General features: G+C 65.5%; 17 protein-coding genes. 14 read left to right on the top strand and 3 right to left on the bottom strand.

The features are described from left to right. The gene (argS, locus tag LMJ29_RS14540) at window positions 1-1,740 is read right to left on the bottom strand and encodes an arginine--tRNA ligase (RefSeq protein ID WP_229606232.1); all 1,740 of its coding nucleotides are present in this window, start codon (window positions 1,738-1,740) and stop codon (window positions 1-3) included. Window positions 1,741-1,889: 149 nt separating this feature from the next. Next, window positions 1,890-4,106: a primosomal protein N' gene (locus LMJ29_RS14545; protein WP_229606233.1), complete on the bottom strand. Its 2,217-nt coding sequence runs from the start codon at window positions 4,104-4,106 to the stop codon at window positions 1,890-1,892. Between the two features lie 213 nt (window positions 4,107-4,319). Between LMJ29_RS14545 and rpmE the strand changes: the two genes are divergently transcribed. The 3 genes from rpmE (at window position 4,320) to LMJ29_RS14560 (ending at window position 6,850) form a co-directional block, all read left to right on the top strand. Continuing rightward, complete coding sequence (gene rpmE / locus LMJ29_RS14550) at window positions 4,320-4,538, top strand: 50S ribosomal protein L31 (RefSeq protein WP_229606234.1); 219 nt, start codon at window positions 4,320-4,322, stop codon at window positions 4,536-4,538. A gap of 15 nt (window positions 4,539-4,553) precedes the next feature. Next, complete coding sequence (locus LMJ29_RS14555) at window positions 4,554-5,366, top strand: thermonuclease family protein (RefSeq protein ID WP_229606338.1); 813 nt, start codon at window positions 4,554-4,556, stop codon at window positions 5,364-5,366. A 215-nt stretch (window positions 5,367-5,581) separates the two neighbouring features. Then, window positions 5,582-6,850, top strand: coding sequence for a malic enzyme-like NAD(P)-binding protein (locus LMJ29_RS14560; protein WP_229606235.1), 1,269 nt, complete (start codon window positions 5,582-5,584; stop codon window positions 6,848-6,850). Between the two features lie 81 nt (window positions 6,851-6,931). Here LMJ29_RS14560 and LMJ29_RS14565 read toward each other — a convergent pair whose 3' ends face one another. Beyond that, the gene (locus tag LMJ29_RS14565) at window positions 6,932-9,343 is read right to left on the bottom strand and encodes a penicillin-binding protein 1A (protein WP_229606236.1); all 2,412 of its coding nucleotides are present in this window, start codon (window positions 9,341-9,343) and stop codon (window positions 6,932-6,934) included. Window positions 9,344-9,526: 183 nt separating this feature from the next. Here LMJ29_RS14565 and LMJ29_RS14570 point away from each other — a divergent pair, with 183 nt between their 5' ends. The 11 genes from LMJ29_RS14570 (at window position 9,527) to hemE (ending at window position 25,354) form a co-directional block, all read left to right on the top strand. Continuing rightward, entirely contained in the window at window positions 9,527-10,591 is a 1,065-nt protein-coding gene (locus LMJ29_RS14570; protein WP_229606237.1) for a pilus assembly protein PilM, read from the top strand. Beyond that, complete coding sequence (locus tag LMJ29_RS14575) at window positions 10,591-11,217, top strand: PilN domain-containing protein (protein ID WP_229606238.1); 627 nt, start codon at window positions 10,591-10,593, stop codon at window positions 11,215-11,217. The genes LMJ29_RS14570 and LMJ29_RS14575 overlap by 1 nt, the downstream gene beginning before the upstream one ends. Next, window positions 11,214-11,834: a type 4a pilus biogenesis protein PilO gene (gene pilO, locus LMJ29_RS14580; protein WP_229606239.1), complete on the top strand. Its 621-nt coding sequence runs from the start codon at window positions 11,214-11,216 to the stop codon at window positions 11,832-11,834. The genes LMJ29_RS14575 and pilO overlap by 4 nt, the downstream gene beginning before the upstream one ends. Further along, complete coding sequence (pilP, locus tag LMJ29_RS14585) at window positions 11,831-12,355, top strand: type 4a pilus biogenesis lipoprotein PilP (protein WP_229606240.1); 525 nt, start codon at window positions 11,831-11,833, stop codon at window positions 12,353-12,355. The genes pilO and pilP overlap by 4 nt, the downstream gene beginning before the upstream one ends. Before the next feature lie 51 nt (window positions 12,356-12,406). Further along, entirely contained in the window at window positions 12,407-14,536 is a 2,130-nt protein-coding gene (pilQ, locus tag LMJ29_RS14590; RefSeq protein WP_229606241.1) for a type IV pilus secretin PilQ, read from the top strand. A 3-nt stretch (window positions 14,537-14,539) separates the two neighbouring features. Then, window positions 14,540-15,058 carry a shikimate kinase AroK gene (aroK, locus tag LMJ29_RS14595; protein WP_229606242.1) on the top strand — a complete coding sequence of 173 codons (519 nt, stop codon included), beginning with the start codon at window positions 14,540-14,542 and terminating at the stop codon, window positions 15,056-15,058. 145 nt (window positions 15,059-15,203) lie between these two features. Then, window positions 15,204-16,310, top strand: coding sequence for a 3-dehydroquinate synthase (gene aroB / locus LMJ29_RS14600; RefSeq protein WP_229606243.1), 1,107 nt, complete (start codon window positions 15,204-15,206; stop codon window positions 16,308-16,310). Between the two features lie 11 nt (window positions 16,311-16,321). Then, a complete protein-coding gene (locus LMJ29_RS14605; RefSeq protein ID WP_229606244.1) occupies window positions 16,322-17,953 on the top strand; it encodes an AAA family ATPase in 1,632 nt (543 codons plus the stop codon). 223 nt (window positions 17,954-18,176) lie between these two features. Next, window positions 18,177-22,622, top strand: a complete 4,446-nt coding sequence (gene gltB / locus LMJ29_RS14610) for a glutamate synthase large subunit (RefSeq protein ID WP_229606245.1) — start codon at window positions 18,177-18,179, stop codon at window positions 22,620-22,622. A gap of 114 nt (window positions 22,623-22,736) precedes the next feature. Further along, complete coding sequence (locus tag LMJ29_RS14615) at window positions 22,737-24,155, top strand: FAD-dependent oxidoreductase (RefSeq protein ID WP_229606246.1); 1,419 nt, start codon at window positions 22,737-22,739, stop codon at window positions 24,153-24,155. 134 nt (window positions 24,156-24,289) lie between these two features. Beyond that, entirely contained in the window at window positions 24,290-25,354 is a 1,065-nt protein-coding gene (gene hemE / locus LMJ29_RS14620) for a uroporphyrinogen decarboxylase (RefSeq protein ID WP_229606247.1), read from the top strand. Window positions 25,355-25,364 lie beyond the last annotated feature (10 nt).

A 25,364-nucleotide genomic window follows, 5' to 3' on the forward strand; every position in this document is an offset into this window, starting at 1 on the left:
TTACATGCGCTCGAGGGTGGTCAGGCCGAGCAGTTCGAGGCCCTGCTTGAGGGTGCGGCCGGTCAGCGCGGCCAGGCGCAGGCGGCTTTGTTGTACCGCTTCGTCCTCGGCGCTGAGGATCGGGCAGTTCTCGTAGAAGCTGGAGAACAGCCCGGCCAGGTCGTACAGGTAGCTGCACAGGACATGCGGCACGCCTTTGGCGGCGACGCTGTTGAGCACTTCGCCGAACTGGCCGAGCTTGGCGGCCAGCGCCTGCTCCTGCTCGGCCTGCAGACTGATCTGCCCGCCGATCTCCTCGATGCCCTTGCCCAGCTTGCGGAACACGCTGGCCACGCGGGTGTAGGCGTACAGCAGGTAGGGCGCGGTGTTGCCCTCGAAGCTGAGCATCTGCTCGAAGTTGAAGCTGTAGTCGCTGGTGCGATGCTTGGACAGGTCGGCGTACTTGACCGCGCCGATGCCCACCGCCTGGGCGATGCTGCGCAGCTCGGCCTCGTCCAGTTCCGGGTTCTTGCCCTTGACCAGCGCGTAGGCGCGCTGCTCGGCCTCGTCGAGCAGGTCGATCAGCTTGACGGTGCCGCCGTCGCGGGTCTTGAACGGCCGTCCGTCGGCGCCGTTCATGGTGCCGAAGCCCATGTGCTCGAGGTCCATGCTGGCATGCACGAAGCCGGCGCGGCGCGCCACCTCGAAGGCCATCTGGAAGTGCAGGGCCTGGCGCTGGTCGACGAAGTACAGGACACGGTCGGCCTGAAGGGTCTGGCTGCGGTAGCGCATGGCGGCCAGGTCGGTGGTGGCGTACAGGTAGCCGCCACCGGCCTTCTGCACGATCACCGGCAGCGGGTTGCCCTCGGCGTTCTTGTACTCGTCCATGAACACGCACTGCGCGCCTTCGCTCTCGCTGAGCAGGCCCTTGGCCGCGAGGTCGGCGACGATCTGCGCGAGATCGGCGTTGTAGGCGCTCTCGCCGCGCACGTCGGCCGGGCTCAGTTTGACGCCGAGGCGGTCGTAGACGGCCTGGCAGTGCGACAGCGACACGTCGTTGAAGCGCTGCCACAGGCGCAGGCATTCGGCGTCGCCGGCCTGCAGCTTGACCACCAGGGCACGGGCGCGGTCGGCGAATTCGGCGGAGTCGTCGAAGCGCTTCTTCGCCGCGCGATAGAACTGCTCGAGGTCGGCCAGCTCGCTCTCGGCGGCGACCGGGTTCTCCTCGAGGTAGGCGAGCAGCATGCCGAACTGGGTGCCCCAGTCGCCGACGTGGTTCTGGCGGATCACCGTGTCGCCGAGGAACTCCAGCACGCGGGCCACTGCGTCGCCGATGATGGTCGAGCGCAGGTGGCCGACGTGCATTTCCTTGGCGAGGTTGGGCGAGGACAGGTCGACCACCACGCGCTGCTGCGGGCCGCTCTTGCGCACGCCGAGCTGGGCATCGGCCAGCGCGGCCTCCAGACGCTGGGCGAGGGCGTCGCTGTTCTGGAAGAAATTGAGGAAGCCGGGACCGGCGATCTCCACCTTGTTGATGGCGGCGTCGGCGGGCAGCGCGGCGATCAGCTTCTCGGCCAGCTCGCGCGGCTTCAGGCCGGCCGGCTTGGCCAGCATCATGGCGATGTTGCTGGCGAAGTCGCCGTGCGTCTTGTCCTTGGTGTTCTCCACCTGGATCGCCGGGGTCAGCCCCGCGGGCAGCACGCCGTCGTCGGTCAGGCGGGTCAGGGCTTGCTGGATCAGGTGGCGAATGCTGTCTTTCATCGGTGTGCTCTTCAGGCCGGGTGCGCGGGCGCCGGGGCGCTGCTCGAAAACCGTACATTATCCGTAGCCCGCCGGGGCTTGCCAACCGCTGACAGTGTAGGGCGCTGGCGGCTGCGTGGCGCCGCGCCGGTTGTGAGCCGGGTCGCGCTTTAGAACAGGTCGATGGGGTCGACGTCCAGCGACCAGCGCACCTGGCGGCTGCCCGGCAGGTTCTCCAGGTCGAGCAGCCAGGGGCCGAGCAGGCGGTGCAGGGCGGCGCGCGCGGGCGCCTGCAGCAACAGCTGGGCGCGGTGGCGGCCGGCGCGCCGCTCCATGGGGGCCGGCACCGGGCCGAGCACCTGCACGGCGGCGTCGCCATCCCCCAGGCGCTGCTCGGCGAGCGAAGCGGCCTGATCGAGGAAGGCCTCGGCCTGCTCGGCCTGGTAGGCGTCGGCGCGCAGCAGGGCGAGGTGGCTGAAGGGCGGCAGGCCGGCGGCGCGGCGCTCGCTGAGGGCCTGCTCGGCGAAGGCGAAGTAGCCCTGCTCGGTGAGTTGCACCAGCAGCGGGTGGTCGGCCAGGTGGGTCTGGATCACCACCTGGCCCGGCGCCTCGGCGCGTCCGGCGCGGCCGGCGACCTGGACGATCAGCTGGGCCATGCGTTCGCTGGCGCGGAAGTCGGCGCTGAACAGTCCGCCGTCGGCGTCGAGGATGGCGACCAGGGTGACCCGCGGGAAGTGGTGGCCCTTGGCGAGCATCTGGGTGCCGATCAGGATGCACGGCTCGCCACGTTGGACGGTGGCGAACAGCCGCTCCATGGCGCCCTTGCGCGCCGTGCTGTCGCGGTCGACGCGCAGTACCGGAAAGTCGGGGAACAGCAGACGCAGACGTTCCTCGCTGCGCTCGGTGCCGACCCCGACCGGGCGCAGGTCGACGTGCCGACACTGCGGGCAGGCAGCCGGCAGGCCCTGGCGGTGGTCACAATGGTGGCAGCGCAGCTGCTGGTGGCGCTGGTGCAGGGTCAGGCGGGCGTCGCAGCGCGGGCACAGGGCCTGCCAACCGCAGTCGTGGCACAGCAGGGTGGGCGCGAAGCCGCGGCGGTTGAGGAACACCAGCACCTGCTGGCCGGCGGCCAGGGTGTCGCCGATCAGCCGTTGCAGCGGCGGCGAGATACCGCTATCCAGCGGCCGGCTGCGCACATCGAGGCGCTCGAAGCGCGGCGCCCTGGCGCCGCCGGCGCGCTGGGTCAGGCGCAGCAGGGCGTAGCGGCCCTGTTCGGCGTTGTGCAGGCTTTCCAGCGACGGAGTGGCCGAGCCGAGCAGCAGCGGCACGCGCTCCAGGCGCGCGCGCATCACCGCCAGGTCGCGCGCATGGTAGCGCAGGCCTTCCTGCTGTTTATAGGAGGCGTCGTGCTCCTCGTCGACGATGATCAGGCCCGGCGTTTTGAGCGGGGTGAACAACGCCGAGCGGGTACCGATGACGATCTGGGCGTGGCCCTCGCCGGCGGCCTGCCAGGCCTCCAGGCGCTCGCGGTCGGTGAGGCCGGAGTGCAGCAGGGCGATGCGCGCATTGAAGCGGCGGGCGAAACGCTCGAGGGTCTGCGGGCCGAGGTTGATCTCGGGGATCAGCACCAGCGCCTGCTTGCCGGCCTCGAGGGTTTCGCGGATCAGTTGCAGGTAGACCTCGGTCTTGCCGCTGCCGGTGACCCCGGCCAGCAGGCAGGGATGGAAGCGGCCGAAGCCTGCGCGCACCGCCTCGAAGGCGCTGCGCTGTTCGGCGTTGAGCGCCAGCTCCGGCTGCAGCAGCCAGGCGCCGTGGTGTTCGGGAACGCTCGGCCGGCGACGGATCACCTCGACCAGGCCCTTGTCGTGCAGCAGCTTGAGGCTGTCGCGCGCCAGCTGGAACTGGTCCAGCAGGTTCTGGTTGATGCCGTGCGGATGCTGAGCCAGGGTGGCCAGCGCCTGGCGCTGGCGCGGCGCGCGCGCCAGGCGCGGATCGTCGAGGCGGGCGTGGGGCATCGCCTGCCAGATGCGCTCCTCGCCGCGCTCGGCCGGCTCGCCCTGGCGCAGCAGGTTGGGCAGGGCCCAGCTGAAGGTATCGCCGAGGCTGTGCTGATAATAGCTGGCCGTCCAGCGGCACAGCTCGAGCAGCGCCGGCGGCAGCACCGGTTGACGATCGAGCAGCGCCGAGGCGCTGCGCAGGCGCTCCTCGGCCACTTCGCTGTGCGCGACCCGCTCGACCAGCACGCCGACCAGCTCGCGGCGGCCGAACGGCACGCGCAGGCGCACGCCGGGTTCCAGCAGGGTCGGGTCGCAGCCTGCCGGCGCCCGGTAGTCGAACAGGCGGCGCAGCGGCGAGGGCAGGGCGAGGCGCAGGATCGGATCGGTCACGCAGGGGCTCCGCAGGCGAAGGCCGGCGATAAAGGCCGGCGATATTAGCACGCCCTCCGAGGCCTGCCGTGACGGCCGGAGGCTTGCATCGGCAGGGGGGTCTGTTATCATGCCGCCCTATTTTTCCGGGTGGCCCGACTACCCCGGTGAATTACCTCGTGCGGTGCCCGGCATGGTGTCGGGTGGCGGCACACCACCCCTGAGGATCCATAGATGAAACCGGAAATCCATCCCGAGTATAAAGAAGTCACCGCGACCTGCAGCTGCGGCAACGTGGTCAAGACCCGTTCCACCCTGTGCAAGGACCTGAGCCTCGACGTGTGCTCCGAGTGCCACCCGTTCTACACCGGCAAGCAGAAGGTGCTCGACACCGGCGGCCGTATCGACCGCTTCAAGCAGCGTTTTGCCGGCTTCGGTGCCAGCAAGAAGTAAGCGGTGCGTATCGGGATGCGCCAGGCGTTTCCCGCTGCCACGAGAAAGGCGTCCCTCTGGGGCGCCTTTTTTGTTTGCGCCGTATTTTCCCTGGCGCCACTGCGAGCCCTGGCCGAGGGCTGCCGTGCGCCCGGCCCGCTGCGCGAGGCGCAGGTGGCCAGGGTGGTGGACGGCGATACCCTGCGTCTCAGCGATGGACGCAGCGTGCGGCTGATCGGCGTCAATGCCCCGGAGATGGGGCGCGAGGGGCGTCCGGACGAGCCCTTCGCCGTGGCGGCGACTCGCCAGCTCGAGCAATTGGTCGCTGCCAGCGGCGGACGGGTCGCCTTGCTGGTCGGCGCGCAGGCGCACGATCACTACGGGCGCAGCCTGGCGCACGCCTTCGGCCGCGATGGCGCCAACTGGGAAGCCCAGCAGCTGGCCGCAGGCCTGGGCTTTGCCGTGGCACTGGCGCCGAATACCGCGCTGGCCTCCTGCCAGTTCGCCGCCGAGGCGAAGGCGCGCGCGACGGGGCGCGGCCTCTGGCGGCGCAACCCGGTGCTCGACGCCGCGCAGCTGCGACGAGGCGGCTTCGCGCTGCTGCGTGGCCGCGTCGAGGCGGTCGAGCGCAGCCGGGGCGGCGTCTGGCTGGAGCTGGAGGGGGATCTGGTGTTGCAGATTGCTCCGCAAGCGCTGGCGCAGTTCGACGAGCAGGCACTGCAGGGGCTCCGGGGGCAGGTGGTCGAGGCGCGCGGCTGGGTAGTCGACCGCCAACGGCGCGGCGCGCTCAAGCCGGGGCAGGCGCGCTGGCTACTGCGCGTCACGCATCCGGCGATGCTCGGGCGCTGAGCGGTACCCTGCGCAATCGCGCGCCTATCATTGAGCGCCGATGTGAGCGATGGCGGTACTTTCCATGCACGCCAGGGACACCTGAAAGTCTAGTGTCGAGGGGCTTGACAAGCGCGCTTTGCGCTCTGGGTGGGCGCGCTTGTAGGCGGGCGCGCACTTGCCGTATGCTCGTGCTCCCTGTCTGTACCTATAAAATAGAAAGTGGAAGCACCAACATGTCCGATCTGAAAACTGCCGCGCTCGAGTACCACGCTCAGCCTCGTCCCGGCAAGCTGAGCGTTGAGCTGACCAAGCCCACGGTTACCGCGCGCGACCTGTCCCTGGCCTACAGCCCCGGCGTGGCGGAGCCGGTGCGCGAAATCGCCCGCGATGCCGAGCTGGCCTTCAAGTACACCGGCAAGGGCAACCTGGTGGCGGTCATCTCCGATGGTACGGCGATTCTCGGCCTAGGCGACCTCGGCCCGCTGGCTTCCAAGCCGGTGATGGAAGGCAAGGGCGTACTGTTCAAGCGCTTCGCCGGTATCGATGTGTTCGATATCGAGGTGGACGCGGAAAGCCCCCAAGCCTTCATCGATACCGTCAAGCGCATCTCGGTGACTTTCGGCGGCATCAACCTGGAGGACATCAAGGCGCCCGAGTGCTTCGAGATCGAGCGCGCGCTCATCGAGCAGTGCGACATCCCGGTGTTCCACGATGACCAGCACGGCACCGCTATCGTGACTGCTGCCGGTATGCTCAATGCTCTGGAAATCGTCGGCAAGAAGCTGGAAGACGCGCAGATCGTCTGTCTCGGCGCTGGTGCCGCGGCCACCGCCTGCATGAAGCTGCTGGTCAGCATGGGTGCCAAGGTCGAAAATATCTTCATGATCGACCGCAAGGGCGTGATCCACGCCGGCCGTGACGATCTCAATCAGTACAAGTCGCTGTTCGCCCACGAAACCGACAAGCGCACCCTGAGCGATGCCATGAAGGGCGCCGACGTGTTCGTCGGTCTGTCCGGCGCCAACCTGCTGTCGGCGGAAGATATGGCGCAGATGGCGCCGAATCCCATCGTGTTCGCCTGCTCCAACCCGGATCCGGAGATCAAGCCGGAGCTGGCCCGTGAAGTGCGCCCGGATGTGATCATGGCCACTGGCCGTTCCGACTATCCGAACCAGGTCAACAACGTCCTCGGCTTCCCCTTCATCTTCCGCGGAGCCCTCGACGTTCGCGCCACCCGCATCAACGAGGAGATGAAGATCGCCGCCGTGCACGCCATCCGCGACCTGGCCAAGCTGCCGGTGCCGCAGGAAGTCTGCGCTGCCTATGGCGTAGACAGCCTGGAGTTCGGTCGCGAGTACATCATTCCCAAGCCGATGGACCAGCGTCTGATCCAGCTGGTGCCGGATGCGGTGGCCAAGGCCGCCATCGAGACCGGCGTGGCCCGCCTCGGCTATCCGAAGCATTACCCGCTGAAGTCGGCCGACGACGTGTTCAACGGCTGATATTTCGTCCGGAAACAAAAAACCCCGCGCTGCGGGGTTTTTTGTCGGTGGCGGTTATGAGGCCCGGCCGCGGGTCTTGGGTCAGAACAGATCGATGGGTACCGGTGCCGGCTCGCCGCCGAAATGGTCCTCGAAGCCGGCGGTGCTCTGCAGGGTCGGCTCGGGCGGGGCGTCCTTGTTGAACAGCTCGAAGACCGCGCCGGGGGTGCCGGGGGCGGCGGCGAGGCCGGTCGACGGATCGATGCGCAGGCGCAGCAAACCCTCCGGTTCGGCGGGCAGGTGGGGCGGATGATCCTTGAGCGCCACGCCCATGTAGCGCATCCATATCGGCAGGGCGACGGTACCGCCGAATTCGTGACGGCCGAGACTCTGCGGCTGGTCGAAGCCGGCCCAGGCGGTGGTGACGAAGTCGCCGTTGTAGCCGGCGAACCAGGAGTCCTTCTGCTCGTTGGTGGTGCCGGTCTTGCCGGCCAGATCAGAGCGCTCGAGACTCAGCGCGCGGCGGGCGGTACCCCGCTTGATCACATCCTGCAGCATGCTGGTCATGATATAGGCGGTGCGTGGATCGAGCACACGCTCGGCCTGGATGGGCTGCGGGACGGAGTCGCCCGCTACGGGGCTGGCGGTGGCGACCGGGGTAGCCTCGGCTGGCACCTGCTGGGCGCTCGGGGTGCGGGCCGGATTGGCTTCGAACAGCGGCTCGCCCTCGCGGCTCTCGATACGGGTGATCAGGTAGGGCTGAACACGATAGCCGCCGTTGGCGAAGACCGCATAGCCGGTGGTGACCTCCAGCGGAGTCAGGTTGGCGGTGCCCAAGGCCAGCGAGAAGTTGCGCGGCAGCTCCTGCGGCGGGAGGCTGAAGCGCTTGCTGTAGTCGAGGACGTAATCGATGCCGAGCTCCTGCAGCAGGCGGATCGACACCAGGTTGCGCGAGCGGAACAGGGCTTCGCGCATGCGGATCGGACCGAGGAAGGTATTGTTGTCGTTCTTCGGTCGCCACACCTCGCCAGTGTAGGGGTCGACGAACTCGATGGGGGCGTCGTTGATCAGGCTGGCGGCCGTGAACCCCTTGTCCAGGGCGGCACTGTAGATAAACGGCTTGAAGCTCGAGCCGGGCTGGCGTTTTGCCTGCGTGGCGCGGTTGTAGTTGCTCTGCTCGAAGGAGAAGCCGCCGATCAGGGCGCGGACTGCGCCGTCATGTGGATCCAGCGAGACGAGGGCGCCTTGCGCCTGCGGCAGTTGGACAAAGCGCAGGCTGCCGTCGTCCTGGCGCTGCACGCGGATCAGGTCGCCGATCTGCACCACGTCAGCCGGCTTGCCGGGCTGGCGCCCCAGGCTGTTGTTGCTGAGGTGCGGGCGCGCCCACTTCATGGTTTGCCAGCTGACCGGCTCTTCGCTGCCGTTGCGCATCAGCACCTGGATGCCGTCGCTGTTGATGCTGGTCACTACGGCCGGCTCGAGGCCGCCTAGAATGCTCTGCTCGTAGAGCTTGAGCGCCCACTGGTGGCGGTCGAGCTGGGCCAGGCGCTGCTCGGGGCCGCGGTAGCCATGGCGCTGGTCATAGTCGAGCAGTCCTTCGCGCAGGGCCCGGTTGGCCGCCGTCTGCAGTTCGCTGCTGACGCTGGTATAGACCCGATAACCTTCGGTATAGGCGTCGCCGCCGAAGCGGCTGACGATTTCGGCGCGGGCCATTTCCGCGACGTAGGGCGCTTCCAGTTCGGGCGGGGTGACGACCTGCTGGTGCGCCTCGACCGTTTCGGCGAGGGCGCTCTGGTAGCGCTGCTGGTCGATCTTGCCGAGTTCGTACATGCGCGACAGAATCCAGTCGCGGCGGATCTTGGCGCGCTCGGGGTTGGCCACCGGGTTGTAACGCGAGGGGGCCTTGGGCAGGCCGGCGATCATCGCCAGCTGCGCCAGCGACAGTTCGCCGATCGACTTGCCATAGTAGATCTGCGCGGCCGCCTCGATCCCATAGGCGCGGTTGCCCAGATAGATCTTGTTGACGTAGAGCTCGAGGATCTCGTTCTTGTCGAGGGCGCGCTCGATCTGCAGGGCCAGCAAGATCTCGGTGATCTTCCGGGAGAAGCTGCGCTCGTTGGAAAGGAAGAAATTCTTCGCCACCTGCATGGTGATGGTGCTACCGCCGGTCTGGATCTGGCCGCTCTGCAATAATTGCGCAGCAGCACGCATCAGGCTCTTCAGGTCGACACCATAATGGTGAGCGAAATTGTCATCCTCCGCAGCCAGCAAAGCGTCGACAAAATCCTGGGGAATGTCGGCGAAGTGGATGGGACTACGGCGCATTTCGCCGAATTCGGCGATGAGCTTGGCGTCGGCGCTGTAGATCCGCAGGGGGACCTGCATGCGCACGTTGCGCAGGGTTTCCACCGACGGCAGGCTCGGGCTGAGATAGAGGAAGGTGCCGCTCAGGGCCAGCAATACAGCGCTGATCAGGGCGACGCAGGTCCACGAAAAAAGCTTCAACAGGCGCATCAGGAGTCTTGCTTGTCCGGGGGTGAGTGAGTAGAGCGGGTGGCGCGGGGAAAAGGCAAAAGCTGTTCACATTATAGGTGTTTTCCCTCGGAAGTAGCCATTTGGCCTGATGTCAAGTGGGGGGGTTTAATGCTGAAATACATCAACCGTCCGTAACTGTCGGATGCAGATAGGAAAATGGCCGTGCTAGGGCTCTTCAACAAGACCGCGAATACGCTATTGGGGATCGACATCAGCTCGACTTCGGTCAAGCTGCTGGAGTTGAGCCGCTCGGGGGGGCGCTACAAGGTGGAGGCCTATGCGGTCGAGCCCTTGCCGCCGAATGCGGTCGTCGAGAAGAACATCGCCGAGATCGAAGGCGTCGGTCAGGCCCTGACCCGTTTGTTGGGCAAGGCGCGCACCGGGGCGAAAAGCGTGGCCGTGGCGGTGGCTGGTTCGGCGGTGATCACCAAGACCATCGAAATGGACGCCGGGCTGTCCGAGGATGAGATGGAAAATCAGCTGAAGATCGAGGCTGACCAGTACATCCCTTACCCGCTGGAGGAGGTTGCCATCGATTTCGAAGTCCAGGGAGTGGCGCCTCGCAACCCCGAGCGCGTCGAGGTGCTGCTGGCTGCCTGTCGCAAGGAGAACGTCGAGGTGCGCGAGGCCGCCTTGGCGCTCGCCGGTCTGACTGCCAAGGTGGTCGATGTCGAAGCTTACGCGCTGGAGCGTGCTTATTCGCTGCTCGAGCCACGGCTGGCGGCCGGCCGTGAGGAACAGACCATCGCCGTGGTGGACATCGGCGCCACCATGACCACCCTCAGCGTGCTGCACGGTGGCAAGACTATCTACATTCGCGAGCAATTGTTCGGTGGCAAGCAACTGACCGAAGAGATCCAGCGTCGCTACGGCCTGTCCTTCGAGGAGGCCGGGCGGGCTAAGAAGCAGGGTGGTCTTCCGGATGACTATGACAGCGAAGTTTTGCTGCCGTTCAAGGAGGCGGTAGTCCAGCAGGTATCGCGCTCGCTGCAGTTCTTCTTCGCCGCGGGGCAGTTCAGCGATGTCGACTGCATTCTGCTAGCTGGTGGCACTGCGTCCTTGCCCGACCTCGATCGATTGATCCAGCAGAAGATCGGTACGCCTTGCGTGGTGGCCAACCCCTTCGCCGACATGTCGCTGGGCAGCAAGGTCAATGCTGCAGCGCTGGCCACTGATGCGCCAGCGTTGATGATCGCCTGCGGTCTGGCGATGAGGAGTTTCGACTGATGGCCAGAATCAACCTTCTCCCTTGGCGCGAACAACGCCGCGAGGAGCGCAAGCAGCGCTTCCTGGTGGCGCTCGGTGCGGTACTGGTCGGAGCGGCAGCTCTGGTGTTTGCCGGCGATCAATACCTGAACGCCATGATCGAGCGCCAGAACGCGCGCAATGAGTTCGTGCGCAAGGAAATCGCCGTGCTGGATGCGCGGATCAAGGAAATCAAGGAGCTTAAGGAGCGTCGCCAGCAACTGCTGGAACGCATGAAGATCATCCAAGATCTGCAGGGTAATCGTCCGATCATCGCTCGAGTGTTCGATCAATTGGTCCGCACTCTGCCAGATGGCGTGCATTTCACCGAGCTGAAAATGACCGGCAAGGACATCGCCGTCAAAGGTGCGGCCGAGTCCAACAACCGGGTTTCCACGCTAATGCGCAACCTGGACGCTTCCGAGTGGCTGATGGCGCCGAACCTTACCGAGGTCAAGGCGGTGACCGCAGGCGCCGTGGATCAGGCCAACGTATTCCAGTTGACCGTCCAGCAAACTAAGCCGGGGGAGGAGAACGTGGCTCAGGTGGCAGCGCCGCTGCCGGCGGCAAAAGGTAAACAGGCCAACAATAAGGGAGCCAAAAAATGAGTCTGGCTCAATCTTTGGAAAGCCTGCGCAAGGTCAATCTCAGTGAGTTGGATGCCAACAACTTGGGTTCTTGGCCGGCGCCGGTCAAGGTGATCGCGGCGGTCCTCCTGCTGATTATCGTGCTAGCGCTGGGATACAACTTTCATCTGAAGGAACTCCAGGCAAAGCTGGAACAGCAGAGAACGCAGGAGACGACCCTCAAGCAGCAGTTCGCCACCAAGGCGTTTGAAGCCGCCAACCTTGAGAAATACCGCCAGCAGATGGCGGAAATGGAGCAGTCGTTTGGGGCCCTATTGCGCCAATTGCCGAGTGATACCGAAGTTCCGGGCCTACTTGAGGATATCACCCGAACCGGCTTGGGCAGCGGCCTCGAGTTCGAGGAAATCAAGCTGATGCCAGAGGTCACGCAGCAGTTCTATATTGAGTTGCCGATTCAAATCCGCGTGGTGGGGGGATACCACGATCTGGCAAGCTTTGTGAGTGGTGTAGCCAGCCTGCCACGAATCGTTACCCTGCACGATTTCGAGATTAAGTCGGTTGCCGGTGGCGAGTCGAAGTTGAGTATGAGCATTGTGGCGAAGACCTATCGTTACAATGACAAGGGGCTGCAGAAATGAAGAGTGCCCGCCTGATTATCGGTAGCCTTTTGCTGCTGGGGTTGACCGCCTGCGACTCCTCTGGGTTCAGTGATTTGCAGGCCTACATGAACGAGGTTCGTGCGAGGCCCAAGGGGGATATCGAGCCGGTCCCCACCTTCCCGCCGTATGAGGCGTTCACCTACAGCGCCGCGGGATTGCGGAGCCCCTTCCAGCCGCCGATAAAGATTGAGCTGCGCCAGAAGCAGAAAGGTTCGGCGGAGATCAAGCCGGATGAGTCGAGGCCCAAACAATTCCTCGAGGGTTTCAACATCGAGCAGTTCGAGATGGTTGGTCTGCTAGCTAATGACTCTGGGCAATTCGCTCTCATCAGCGGGGCCGGGGGCGTACATCGGGTCAAGATTGGTGAGTACCTGGGCCGTAACTATGGGCGCATCGTGGCAATCAGCGATGACCGCATTGAGGTCGTCGAAATAGTCCCGGATGGCGAGGGGGGCTGGTTGGAGCGCCCGCGCACCCTAACCCTCAAAGAATCCACTTGAGGGCTAGGATCCATGAAAAATCCTATTTGGTCTGCACAACGGATTCAGACAATGAACAGTTCCATTTCGCGCTTCAGCCTGTCACTGCTGGCAGTGTTGCTTTCGCCGGCGGCACTGGCTGCCGATCTGCAGGGGGTGGATGTAGCGGCTCTGCCCGGAAATCGGGTCGAGCTGAAGCTGACCTTCGATGAGCCGGTAGTTGCCCCGCGGGGCTATACCATCGAGCAGCCGGCACGCATCGCCTTGGATTTGCCGGGGGTCACCAACAAACTCGGCTCACGCAATCGCGAGTTGGGCGTCGGCAATGCGCGCAGCCTAACCGTTGTCGAGGCAGAAGACCGTACTCGCCTGATCATCAACCTAAACAGCCTGCAGCCCTACACGACGCGGGTGGCCGGCAGCAATCTGTTCGTCGTGGTGGGGGCTTCGCCAACAGCTAATTCCAATGCTGCAGCGGCATCCTCCACCGCTCCGGTGGCTCAACCGCTGACGCAGGCGCCGAAGCCCTTCGTATCTGCCGGAAAGGCTGTTCGTGGCATCGACTTCCAGCGCGGTACACAGGGCGAAGGCAATGTGGTCATCGAGTTGTCCGAGCCGGGCATCAGTCCGGATATCCAGGAAAGCGGCGGCAAGATCCGCCTCGATTTCCCGCGAACCCAATTGCCTGAGCAGCTGCGGGCTCGTCTGGACGTCAAGGATTTTGCGACCCCGGTGCAGTTTGTGACTGCGTCGGCCAGCGGCGATAGGGCGAGCATCGTCATTGAGCCAACCGGCAACTACGACTATTTGGCCTACCAGACCGATAATCGTCTGACCATCAGCGTCAAGCCGTTGTCTCAGGTTGATGTAGAGAAGCGCAAGGCTGAGCGGTTCGCCTACACAGGCGAGAAACTGTCGCTGAATTTCCAGGACATCGACGTGCGCTCGGTGCTGCAGTTGATCGCCGACTTCACCGACCTCAACTTGGTGGCCAGCGACACTGTGCAAGGCAATATCACACTGCGCCTGCAAAACGTACCCTGGGATCAGGCGCTGGATCTGGTGCTGAAGACTAAGGGTCTGGATAAACGCAAAATCGGTAACGTTTTGCTGGTTGCCCCGGCCGACGAGATCGCTGCTCGCGAACGCCAGGAACTCGAGGCCCAGAAGCAAATAGCAGAGCTGGCCCCGCTGCGCCGCGAGGTCCTGCAGCTGAACTACGCTAAGGCTTCGGATATCGCCGGCCTCTACAAGGAGTATTCGGAAAGTGCTGAGGCCAAGGACATGCGTGGTTCGGTCATTTTCGATGACCGAACCAATAGTCTGATCGCCAATCTGACTGAGGACCGTCTGGAAGAGTTACGCCGCATCGTGACCCAGCTGGATATCCCGGTACGTCAGGTGATGATTGAGGCACGTATCGTCGAGGCTAGCGTCGGTTACGACAAGAGCTTGGGGGTGCGCTGGGGGGGGGCTTTTGTGGGCGATGACAAGTGGACGGTCTATGGCAAGGATGGTGCCCTCTCGGCGGATGATGAGACAGGGATTCTCGGGCTGCCGGGGACTAAGACAGTTGGTGATGATTTCGAGTTTGACGACAGTACTGCCCCGGTACCGTTTGTGGATATGGGAGTGAGCGGCAGCACCTCTGGACTAGGCATTGGATTCATCACTGATAATGTAATCCTCGACCTGCAGCTGTCTGCAATGGAAAGTACTGGCAACGGTGAAGTGGTCTCCCAGCCCAAGGTTGTCACCTCCGATAAGGAAACCGCGAAGATCCTCAAGGGTAAGGAGGTTCCCTATTCGACGGTCAGCGATTCGGGTACCGAGGTGCAATTCAAGGAAGCTGCACTGGCCCTTGAGGTGACACCGCAGATCACCCCGGACAATCGGGTGATTCTCGAGGTGAAGGTCAACAAGGATGAGCCCGATTTCGCCAATGCAGTGGACGGCGTGCCGCCAATCGACAAGAACGAGGTCAATGCCAAGGTGCTGGTGGCCGATGGCGAAACCATCGTGATCGGTGGGGTGTACAGCAACGCCCAGACTAAGACTGTGGAGAAGGTGCCCTTCCTCGGCGACCTGCCGTTCCTCGGCCGTCTGTTCCGCCACGACACTGTCAGCGATGCGAAATCCGAGCTGCTGATCTTCCTCACTCCGCGTATCATGGACACCCAAGCGATTTCCGTGAGCCGTTGATTGGTGCGTAATCTGATACTCGTGGGCCCGATGGGAGCTGGTAAGAGCACCATCGGGCGTCTTTTGGCCAAAGAGCTGCATCTGCCCTTCAAGGATTCCGACAAGGAAATCGAGGTGCGAACCGGCGCGGACATCCCGTGGATCTTCGATGTCGAAGGCGAGCAGGGGTTCCGCGATCGGGAGCAGGCGGTGATCGCCGACCTGTGCCGGGAGGATGGCCTGGTGCTGGCCACTGGCGGCGGGGCGGTGCTGCGCGAGGCCAACCGCGAGGCGCTGTGGGCCGGAGGGCGGGTGGTTTATCTGCACACCTCAGTCGAACAGCAACTGGAGCGTACCGCGCGCGATCGCAACCGTCCGCTGCTGCGCACGGCCAATCCGGGTCAGGTACTGCGCGACCTGCTGGCGATCCGCGATCCGTTGTATCGCCAGATCGCCGACGTGATCATCGAGACCGACCAGCGCCCGCCGCGTCTAGTGGTGCAGGAAGTGCTCGGTCGCCTGGAGCAGCTGCCGCCTCGCTAAGGGGCACCATGCCTTTTCGGGGCAGGCTACATCCCCACATCCGCCGGGCCAGCAGTCCGCAAGTGGCCCTTGGCAGAGTGCGTTCGCCGCTCTGAAAGGGGCGTGAACTGCGCTATCCTAGAGCCCTTTTTTCATAGGGGGCCACATGCGGACTCTTCACGTCGATCTTGGCGAGCGCAGCTATCCCATTTTCATCGGTGCCGACCTATTGGGACGTGCCGAGTGCTTCTCTCCCCACATCGCCGGTCGCCAGGTGGCGATCGTCACCAACCAGACGGTGGCGCCGCTTTATCTGCAGCGCCTCTGCGACACCCTGGCAGGTTACAAGATCACGCCGATCATCCTGCCCGATGGCGAAGCCTTCAAGAACTGGGAAACCCTGCAGCAGATCTTCGACGGTCTGCTCGCGGCCCGGCATGACCGGCGTACCACCGTGATCGCGCTTGGCGGCGGGGTGATCGGCGATATGGCCGGTTTCGCCGCTGCCTGCTATCAGCGAGGCGTGGACTTCATCCAGGTGCCCACGACGCTGTTGTCGCAGGTGGACTCTTCGGTGGGCGGCAAGACCGGGATCAACCACCCGCTGGGCAAGAACATGATCGGGGCCTTCTACCAGCCCCGCGCAGTAGTCATCGATACCGCCACCCTCGCGACGCTGCCGGCGCGTGAGCTTTCCGCAGGCCTGGCCGAGGTGATCAAGTACGGGCTGATCTGCGACCAGCCGTTCCTGGACTGGCTGGAGCAGCATGTCGATGCGCTGCGCGCGCTCGATGTCGATGCGATCAGCGAAGCGGTCGAGCGCTCCTGTGCGGCCAAGGCCCGCGTGGTCAACGCCGACGAGCGTGAAACCGGGGTGCGCGCTACCCTCAATCTCGGCCACACCTTCGGCCATGCCATCGAGACCGAGATGGGCTATGGCGTCTGGCTGCACGGCGAGGCGGTCGCCGCCGGCACCGTGATGGCGCTGGAGATGTCCCGCCGGCTAGGCTGGATCGACCAGTCGGCGCGCGATCGCGGCATTCGCCTGTTGCAGCGGGCCGGTCTGCCGGTGGTACCGCCGCAGGAGATGGGGGTCGAGGAATTCCTCCGTCATATGGCGGTCGACAAGAAGGTGCTGGATGGCCAATTGCGTCTGGTGCTGCTGCGCCAGTTGGGCGAGGCGGTGGTGACCGCCGACTATCCGCGCGAGATTCTCGAAGCAACGCTGCGTACGGACTACGTGGCACTGGTCCGTCAAATCGGAAGTGAGTGAATGAGGAATTCATGACCAGCCTGCAGGCCGATGAGGCATTTGTTGAGCATTACCAGTTCAATCACGATCCGTTCACCCCTCGGGTGCCGGGTTTCAAATTCTTTCCCGCCAAGCGCAAGAGCGTATTGGCGCAGCTGCACCAGCTGGCCCGCTACAGCGCGCTGATGCAGGTGGTAAGCGGCCCTCCTGGCAGCGGCAAGACCTTGCTGCGCCAGGCTCTGGTCGCCAGCAGCAACAAGCAGAGCGTGGTCTGTGTGGCGGTCTCTGCCCGCCAGGCAGGCAACAGCGGCATGCTGCTGCGCTCTTTCAGTCAAGGACTGGGAGGCAGTGCGCAGGATGTCGATGGCGTGCTCGGTCAAGTCGCTCGCCTCAACCAGGTTGGCCAGGAGGTCTATCTGCTGGTCGACGACGCCGAGAAGCTGCAGGACGAGGCGCTGGGCGCCCTGGCGGCCTTGGCGACTGGTGACGCGGACGGCCGTGCTCATGTGTTCCTGTTCGCCGAGCCGGAACTGCTGTCGCGCTTGGAGGCCATCGGCAAGGCCGATAACTGTCATGTTCAGCAGTTGCAGCCCTACGAGCTGGCTGATACCCGGGCCTACCTGGCCCAGCGTCTGGAGGGGGCCGGGCAGGGTCTTGAACTGCTCGAAGAGCAGCAGGTGCAGGAGATCCATGCCGAGTCCGGTGGCTGGCCGGGGGCGATCAACCGCGCGGCTCGCGAGATCATGCTCGAGGCGATGTTGGCCGAGCACCAGCCGTCCGTGCCCGAGGCGGGCGGCATGAACCTGCCGAAGAAACACCTGCTCGCCTTGGGCGTGGTGGTGGCGGGTGTCGTGCTGGCCGTATTGATGAAGGGCAAGGAGCCGGAAGTGGCTCCGGGTGGCAGCATGCCGCTTTCGGCAAGCGGGCAGCCGGCTGGCGAGACGGAAGCGTCCGCAAGCAGTGCCGCGCCTGCGATCGAGTTCGAGGGGGACGGCAAGCCCGTGCCCCTGCCGCTCACCGGTCAGGGACAGCCGGTGCCGCGCGAGCCTCTCGCGCGTGCCGCAGGTCAAGCCGAGGTCGAGGAGTTGGATGCCTCCCATGCGGCTGTGCCGCTCCCCGCACCGACTGTGAGCGCAGGTGCGCCCGTGGCCGCGGAGGCCGAGGCGCCGGCCCCCGTTCCGACTCCGGCTCCGGCTGTTGCCCCGGTCGTCGCTGCGGCCGAGACGCCGCTGCCCGTGGCCGCAGCAGTGCCTGCGCCGGCCCCGGTCCCGGCCCCGAAGCCGACTCCCGCGCCGGTAGCGCCCTCGGCTAGCGCCGCGGCGGCGCCGGCTGCCCCGGTGCCGGCCCCTGCGGCGAGCAGCGGTGCCACTGGCCAGGCCAGCTGGTACCTGAGCCAGCCGGTCGGCCAGTACACCCTGCAACTTTTCGGGACCAATGCGGAAGGCGCGGCGCAGGCCATGGTGCGCGAGGGTGGTGGCGAGTACCGCTATTTCCGCAAGCTGCACCAGGGCAAGTCGCTGTTCGTGGTGACCTACGGCCGCTTCTCCAGCGCTGAAGCGGCCAAGGCGGCGGTTGCGGCCCTGCCGGCCCGGCTGCAGGCCGGCAAGCCGTGGCCGCGCACCTTCGCCAGCATCCAGCAGGAAATCCGCCAGGCCGCTCGCTAGACTCGACAGCAGGCGGCAAAAAAACCGGCGAGGTGCCTAGGCACCTCGCCGGTTTTTCTTTTATAAATGCGTCATCAAATTTCGCTATTGCGCCATTTTTTCTTTTGAGGGCGGGCGCGTCTATGTACAATGGCCCATCCGTGGTCCGCGAAAAATATGCCAAAGTGACATAAAAAATGCGGACAACTACCCGAATTGAAGAAGTTAGCCGGTGAGAGTGCCTATGAAAGCGGGTCTGTACCATCCTGAACAGTTCAAGGACAACTGCGGCTTCGGCCTGATTGCCCACATGCACGGGCAACCCAGCCACCACCTGCTGCAGACTGCCATCGAAGCCCTGACGTGCATGACCCATCGCGGCGGCATCAACGCCGACGGCAAGACCGGCGATGGCTGCGGTCTGCTGCTGCAGAAGCCCGATCGCTTCCTGCGCGCGCTGGCCAGCGAGCAGTTCGGCGCCCAACTGCCCGAACAGTACGCCGTCGGCATGGTGTTCCTCAGCCAGGACGAGGCCAAGGCGGCCCGTGCCCGCGAGGAACTCAATGCGCAGATCGCCGCCCAGGGCCTGAGCCTGATCGGCTGGCGCAGCGTGCCGGTGAATACCGCGGTGCTCGGCCGTCTGGCCCTCGAGTGCCTGCCGCGCATCGAGCAGGTGTTCGTCGGCGGCGAAGGTCTCGACGACCAGCAAATGGCGATCAAACTGTTCTTCGCCCGTCGCCGTGCCGAAGTGGCTTTGAAGGATGATGCCGACTTCTATGTCTGCAGCCTGTCGCATAAGGACATCATCTACAAGGGCCTGATGATGCCGGCGGACCTCGCCAGCTTCTTCCCGGACCTCGGCGACGAGCGTCTGGAAACCGCGATCTGCGTGTTCCACCAGCGCTTCTCCACCAACACCCTGCCGAAATGGCCGCTGGCCCAGCCGTTCCGCTTCCTCGCCCACAACGGCGAGATCAACACCATCACCGGCAACCGCAACTGGGCGATCGCGCGCCGCCACAAGTTCGCCAACGAGCTGCTGCCCGATCTGGAAAGCATCGCGCCGCTGGTCAACCGCACCGGCTCCGACTCCTCGAGCATGGACAACATGCTCGAGCTGCTGGTCACCGGCGGCATGGACCTGTTCCGCGGCCTGCGCATGATCATTCCGCCGGCCTGGCAGAACGTCGAGACCATGGACGTCGAGCTGCGCAGCTTCTACGAATACAACTCCATGCACATGGAGCCGTGGGACGGCCCGGCCGGCGTGGTGCTGACCGACGGTCGCCATGCCGTGTGCCTGCTCGACCGCAACGGCCTGCGCCCGGCGCGCTGGGTCACCACCAAGAACGGCTACATCACCCTGGCCTCGGAAGTCGGGGTGTGGAACTACGCGCCGGAAGACGTGCTGGCCAAGGGCCGTGTCGGCCCGGGGCAGATCCTTGCCGTGGACACCGAGACCGGCCAGGTCCTGCACACCGGCGACATCGACAGCCGCCTGAAGGCGCGTCACCCCTATCGCCAGTGGCTGCGTCAGAACGCCCTGCGCATCCAGGCCGGCATGGAGGAAGACACCTCCTCGTCGTCCTACGACGGCGAGCAGCTCAAGCAATACATGAAGATGTTCCAGGTCACCTTCGAGGAGCGTGACCAGGTCCTGCGTCCGCTGGCCGAGCAGGGCCAGGAGGCGGTCGGCTCGATGGGCGACGACACCCCGATGGCGGTGCTGTCGCGTCGCGTGCGCGCGCCCTACGACTACTTCCGCCAGCAGTTCGCCCAAGTCACCAACCCGCCGATCGACCCGCTGCGCGAGTCGATCGTCATGTCCCTGGAAACCTGCCTGGGCGCCGAGCGCAACGTCTTCGAGGAAACCGCCGATCACGCCAATCGCGCGATCCTCAATACCCCGGTGATTTCCCCGGCCAAGTGGCAGACCCTGATGAACCTCGACCGCCCGGGCTTCGAGCGGCACATCATCGACCTCAACTACGAGGAGTCGGTCGGTCTCGAGGCCGCGGTGCGCAGCATCGCCGACCAGGCCGAGGCCGCCGTGCGCGCCGGCAAGGTCCTGCTGGTGCTGTCCGACCGCCACATCGCGCCGGGCAAGCTGCCGGCGCACGCCTCGCTGGCTGTCGGTGCCGTGCACCATCGCCTGACCGAGACCGGCCTGCGCTGCAGCTGCAACATCCTGGTCGAGACCGCCACCGCGCGTGACCCGCACCACTTCGCCGTGCTGATCGGCTTCGGCGCCACCGCGGTCTATCCGTTCCTCGCCTACGAGGTGCTGGCCGACCTGATCCGCAGCGGCGAGGTGCTCGGCGACCTGCGCGAGGTGTTCAAGTACTACCGCAAGGGCATCTCCAAGGGCCTCTTGAAGATCCTCTCGAAGATGGGCATCTCCACCGTGGCTTCCTACCGCGGTGCCCAGCTGTTCGAAGCCATCGGTCTGGCCGACGAGGTGGTCGAGCTGAGCTTCCGTGGCGTCGCCAGCCGCATCCAGGGTGCGCGTTTCGTCGACATCGAGGCCGAGCAGAAGCTGCTGGCCGCCGAAACCTGGAACGCGCGCAAGCCGATCCAGCAGGGCGGCCTGCTCAAGTTCGTCCACGGCGGCGAATACCATGCCTACAATCCGGACGTGGTGCGCCTGCTGCAGGAAGCCGTGCAGCAGGGCGACTACGCCCGCTTCCGCGACTACAGCGCGCTGGTCGACCAGCGCCCGGTGTCGATGATCCGCGACCTGCTCAAGGTCAAGGTGGCCGACAAGCCGCTGCCGCTGGCCGAAGTCGAGCCGCTGAGCGCCATCTTCAAGCGCTTCGACGCTGCCGGCATCTCCCTGGGCGCACTGTCGCCGGAGGCCCACGAGGCGCTGGCCGAGGCGATGAACCGCCTGGGCGCGCGCTCCAACTCCGGTGAGGGCGGCGAGGACCCCGCGCGCTACGGCACCGTGAAGAGCTCGAAGATCAAGCAGGTGGCCACCGGCCGCTTCGGCGTCACCGCCGAGTACCTGGTCAACGCCGAAGTCCTGCAGATCAAGGTCGCCCAGGGCGCCAAGCCCGGCGAAGGCGGCCAGCTGCCGGGCGGCAAGGTCAACCCGCTGATCGCCCGCCTGCGCTACGCGGTGCCTGGCGTGACCCTGATCTCGCCGCCGCCGCACCACGACATCTACTCGATCGAGGACCTGGCGCAGCTGATCTACGACCTCAAGCAAGTCAACCCGCAGGCGCTGGTGTCGGTCAAGCTGGTCGCCGAGCCGGGCGTCGGCACCATCGCCGCCGGCGTGGCCAAGGCCTATGCCGACCTGATCACCATCTCCGGCTACGACGGCGGCACCGGCGCATCGCCGCTGACCTCGATCAAGTACGCCGGCAGCCCGTGGGAGCTGGGCCTGTCCGAGGCGCACCAGACCCTGCGCGGCAACGACCTGCGCGGCAAGGTGCGCGTGCAGACCGACGGCGGCCTGAAGACCGGCCTCGACGTGATCAAGGCCGCCATCCTCGGCGCCGAGAGCTTCGGCTTCGGCACCGCGCCGATGATCGCCCTGGGCTGCAAGTACCTGCGCATCTGCCACCTGAACAACTGCGCCACCGGCGTGGCCACCCAGAACGACCAGCTGCGCAAGGACCACTTCATCGGTACCGTCGAGATGGTGACGAACTTCTTCACCTTCATCGCCGAGGAAACCCGCGAGTGGCTGGCCAAGCTGGGCGTGCGCAGCCTGGGCGAGCTGATCGGTCGCACCGACCTGCTCGAAGTACTGCCGGGCGAGACCGCCAAGCAGGGCAACCTGGATCTGACCCCGCTGCTCGGCAGCGACCATATCCCGGCCGACAAGCCGCAGTTCTGCGAGGTGGAGAAGAACCCGCCGTTCGATCCGGGCCTGCTCGCCGAGAAGATGGTGGAAATGGCCCTGCCGGCGATCAAGGCCAAGAGCGGCGGCGAATTCGCCCTCGACATCTGCAACTGCGACCGCTCCATCGGTGCCCGCGTGTCCGGCGAGATCGCCCGCACCCACGGCAACCAGGGCATGGCCAAGGCGCCGATCACCTTCCGCTTCAAGGGCACCGCGGGGCAGAGCTTCGGCGTGTGGAACGCCGGCGGCCTGAACCTGTACCTGGAAGGCGACGCCAACGACTACGTCGGCAAGGGCATGACCGGTGGCAAGATCGTCATCACCGCGCCGCAGGGCAGCCCGCTGAAGAGCCAGGAAAGCGCCATCATCGGCAACACCTGCCTGTACGGCGCCACCGGCGGCAAGCTGTTCGCCGCGGGTACCGCCGGCGAGCGCTTCGCCGTGCGCAACTCCGGCGCCCACACCGTGGTGGAAGGCACCGGCGATCACTGCTGCGAATACATGACCGGCGGCTTCGTCTGCGTGCTCGGCAAGACCGGCCACAACTTCGGTTCGGGCATGACCGGCGGCTTCGCCTACGTGCTGGACGAGGACAACGGCTTCTTCGACCGCGTCAACCACGAGCTGGTCGACCTGCAGCGCATCAGCGGCGAGGCCATGGAGGCCTACCGCAGCCACCTGCAGCAGGTGCTGCGCGAGTACGTCGAGGAAACCGGCAGCGCCTGGGGCCGCCAGATCTTCGACAACCTCGACCACTACGTGCGCCGCTTCTGGCTGGTCAAGCCCAAGGCCGCGAGCCTGAAGAGCCTGCTGTCCAGCACTCGGGCCAACCCGCAGTAAGACCGCTTCGAGCCGCCGGCCCCGCCCGCCACGGGCGACGGGGCCGGCCGCTTACCCTGATGAGTTTCGCAGCTTGAAGCACGTGACTTGAGGCTGCTGTAAAGAGGTACTGCTATGACTGAGCGTCTGAACAACGACTTCCAGTTCATCGAGGTCGCGCGCAAGGATCCGAAGAAGAAGCTGCTGCGCCAGCGCAAGAAGGAATTCGTCGAGATCTACGACCTGTTCAAGCCCCAGCAGGCCAGCGAACAGGCCCACCGCTGCCTGGGTTGCGGCAACCCGTACTGCGAGTGGAAGTGCCCGGTGCACAACTTCATCCCCAACTGGCTGAAGCTGGTCTCCGAGGGCAACATCCTGGCCGCGGCCGAGCTGTCGCACCAGACCAACACCCTGCCGGAAGTCTGCGGGCGCGTCTGCCCGCAGGACCGCCTGTGCGAGGGCGCCTGCACCCTGGCCGACGGCTTCGGCGCGGTGACCATCGGCTCGGTGGAGAAGTACATCACCGACACCGCCTTCGCCATGGGCTGGCGTCCGGACATGTCCAAGGTCAAGCCGACCGGCAAGCGCGTCGCGGTGATCGGCGCCGGCCCGGCGGGCCTCGGCTGCGCCGACGTGCTGGTGCGCAACGGCGTGACTCCGGTGGTGTTCGACAAGAACCCGGAAATCGGCGGCCTGCTGACCTTCGGCATCCCCGAGTTCAAGCTGGAAAAGAGCGTGCTGAGCCGTCGCCGGGAGGTGTTCACCGGCATGGGCATCGAGTTCCGCCTCAACACCGAGGTGGGCACCGACGTGACCATGGAGCAGCTGCTCGCCGAATACGACGCCGTATTCATGGGCATGGGCACCTACAACTACATGAAGGGCGGCTTCCCCGGCGAGGACCTGCCGGGCGTCTTCGATGCGCTGGACTTCCTGATCGCCAACGTCAACCGCAACCTCGGCTTCGAGAAGTCGGCGGACGACTTCATCGACATGGCCGGCAAGAAGGTGGTGGTGCTCGGCGGTGGCGACACCGCGATGGACTGCAACCGCACCTCCATCCGCCAGGGCGCCAAGTCGGTGTACTGCGCCTACCGCCGCGACGAGGAAAACATGCCGGGCTCGCGCCGCGAGGTGAAGAACGCCAAGGAAGAGGGCGTGAAGTTCCTGTTCAACCGCCAGCCCATCGCCATCGTCGGCGAAGGCCGCGTGGAAGGCGTCAAGGTCGTGGAAACCCGCCTGGGCGAGCCGGATGCCCGTGGCCGCCGCAGCCCCGAGCCGATCCCGGGTTCCGAGGAGATCCTGCCGGCCGACGCCGTGGTGATCGCCTTCGGCTTCCGCCCGAGCCCGGCGCCGTGGTTCGAGCAGTTCGACATCCGGATCGACGGCCAAGGCCGCGTGATCGCCCCGGAAGCCGGTCAGTTCAAGCACCAGACCAGCAACCCGAAGATCTTCGCCGGTGGCGACATGGTGCGCGGCTCCGACCTGGTGGTCACCGCGATCTTCGAAGGCCGCCAGGCCGCCGAGGGCATCCTCGACTACCTGGGCGTCTGATCCGGCCGTTGGCCGTGGCGGTCGTCCGCCACGGCTGACTCCGGTCAAGCAAGCTACGAAAGGCACGGCCCGCGCCGTGCCTTTTGCTTGGCGCTTTGCGACAATGCCCGCCTGAATTTTCGCCGGAAGCCGTTATGACCGTCCTGAAGAACGACCGTTTCCTTCGCGCCCTGCTCAAGCAGCCCGTCGACGTCACCCCCGTGTGGATGATGCGCCAGGCCGGACGCTACCTCCCCGAGTACCGCGCCAGCCGCGCCAAGGCCGGCGATTTCATGAGCCTGTGCATGAATCCCGAGCTGGCCTGCGAGGTCACCCTGCAGCCGCTCGATCGCTATCCGCTGGATGCCGCGATCCTGTTCTCCGACATCCTCACCATTCCGGATGCCATGGGCCTGGGCCTGTATTTCGAGACCGGCGAAGGCCCGCGCTTCAAGAAGGTCATCAGCACCCCGGCCGACATCGCCGCGCTGCCGATTCCCGATCCGGAGCAGGATCTGGGCTACGTGATGGATGCGGTGCGCACCATCCGCCGCGAACTGAATGGCCGCGTGCCGCTGATCGGCTTTTCCGGCAGCCCCTGGACCCTGGCCACCTACATGGTCGAGGGCGGCTCCAGCAAGGACTTCCGCAAGTCCAAGGCGATGCTCTACGACAACCCGCAGGCCATGCACGACCTGCTGGACAAGCTGGCCCAGGCGGTCACCAGCTACCTGAACGGGCAGATCCGCGCCGGCGCCCAGGCCGTGCAGATCTTCGACACCTGGGGCGGCAGCCTGTCGGATGCGGCCTACCGCGAGTTCTCGCTGTTCTACATGGAGCGCATCGTCCACGGCCTGATCCGCCACCACGAGGGCCGCGAGGTGCCGGTGATCCTGTTCACCAAGAACGGCGGCCTGTGGCTGGAGTCGATGGCCGATACCGGCGCCACCGCCCTCGGCCTGGACTGGACCTGCGACATCCGCAACGCGCGCGCGCGCGTCGGCGACAAGGTGGCCCTGCAGGGCAACATGGACCCGACCGTGCTGTACGCCAACCCCACGGCGATCCGCGCCGAGGTGGCGCGCATCCTCGAGCGCTTCGGCCACGGCAGCGGCCACGTGTTCAACCTCGGCCACGGCATCACCCCGGAAGTCGACCCGGCGCACGCCGGCGTGTTCATCGAGGCGGTGCACGAGCTGTCGGCGCAGTACCACCACTGAGCCGTGCGGT

It is taken from the genome of Pseudomonas oryzagri (genome assembly GCF_020831405.1).
Lineage (GTDB): Bacteria > Pseudomonadota > Gammaproteobacteria > Pseudomonadales > Pseudomonadaceae > Geopseudomonas > Geopseudomonas oryzagri.

Coding starts and splice junctions, on each gene's coding strand:
- LMJ29_RS14565 (WP_229606236.1), bottom strand. CDS start 9,343: ATGCGCCTGTTGAAGCTTTTTTCGTGGACCTGCGTCGCCCTGATCAGC.
- aroB (WP_229606243.1), top strand. CDS start 15,204: ATGCGGACTCTTCACGTCGATCTTGGCGAGCGCAGCTATCCCATTTTC.
- pilP (WP_229606240.1), top strand. CDS start 11,831: ATGAAGAGTGCCCGCCTGATTATCGGTAGCCTTTTGCTGCTGGGGTTG.
- LMJ29_RS14615 (WP_229606246.1), top strand. CDS start 22,737: ATGACTGAGCGTCTGAACAACGACTTCCAGTTCATCGAGGTCGCGCGC.
- LMJ29_RS14555 (WP_229606338.1), top strand. CDS start 4,554: ATGCGCCAGGCGTTTCCCGCTGCCACGAGAAAGGCGTCCCTCTGGGGC.
- pilO (WP_229606239.1), top strand. CDS start 11,214: ATGAGTCTGGCTCAATCTTTGGAAAGCCTGCGCAAGGTCAATCTCAGT.
- LMJ29_RS14605 (WP_229606244.1), top strand. CDS start 16,322: ATGACCAGCCTGCAGGCCGATGAGGCATTTGTTGAGCATTACCAGTTC.
- hemE (WP_229606247.1), top strand. CDS start 24,290: ATGACCGTCCTGAAGAACGACCGTTTCCTTCGCGCCCTGCTCAAGCAG.
- rpmE (WP_229606234.1), top strand. CDS start 4,320: ATGAAACCGGAAATCCATCCCGAGTATAAAGAAGTCACCGCGACCTGC.
- LMJ29_RS14560 (WP_229606235.1), top strand. CDS start 5,582: ATGTCCGATCTGAAAACTGCCGCGCTCGAGTACCACGCTCAGCCTCGT.
- pilQ (WP_229606241.1), top strand. CDS start 12,407: ATGAACAGTTCCATTTCGCGCTTCAGCCTGTCACTGCTGGCAGTGTTG.
- argS (WP_229606232.1), bottom strand. CDS start 1,740: ATGAAAGACAGCATTCGCCACCTGATCCAGCAAGCCCTGACCCGCCTG.
- LMJ29_RS14575 (WP_229606238.1), top strand. CDS start 10,591: ATGGCCAGAATCAACCTTCTCCCTTGGCGCGAACAACGCCGCGAGGAG.
- gltB (WP_229606245.1), top strand. CDS start 18,177: ATGAAAGCGGGTCTGTACCATCCTGAACAGTTCAAGGACAACTGCGGC.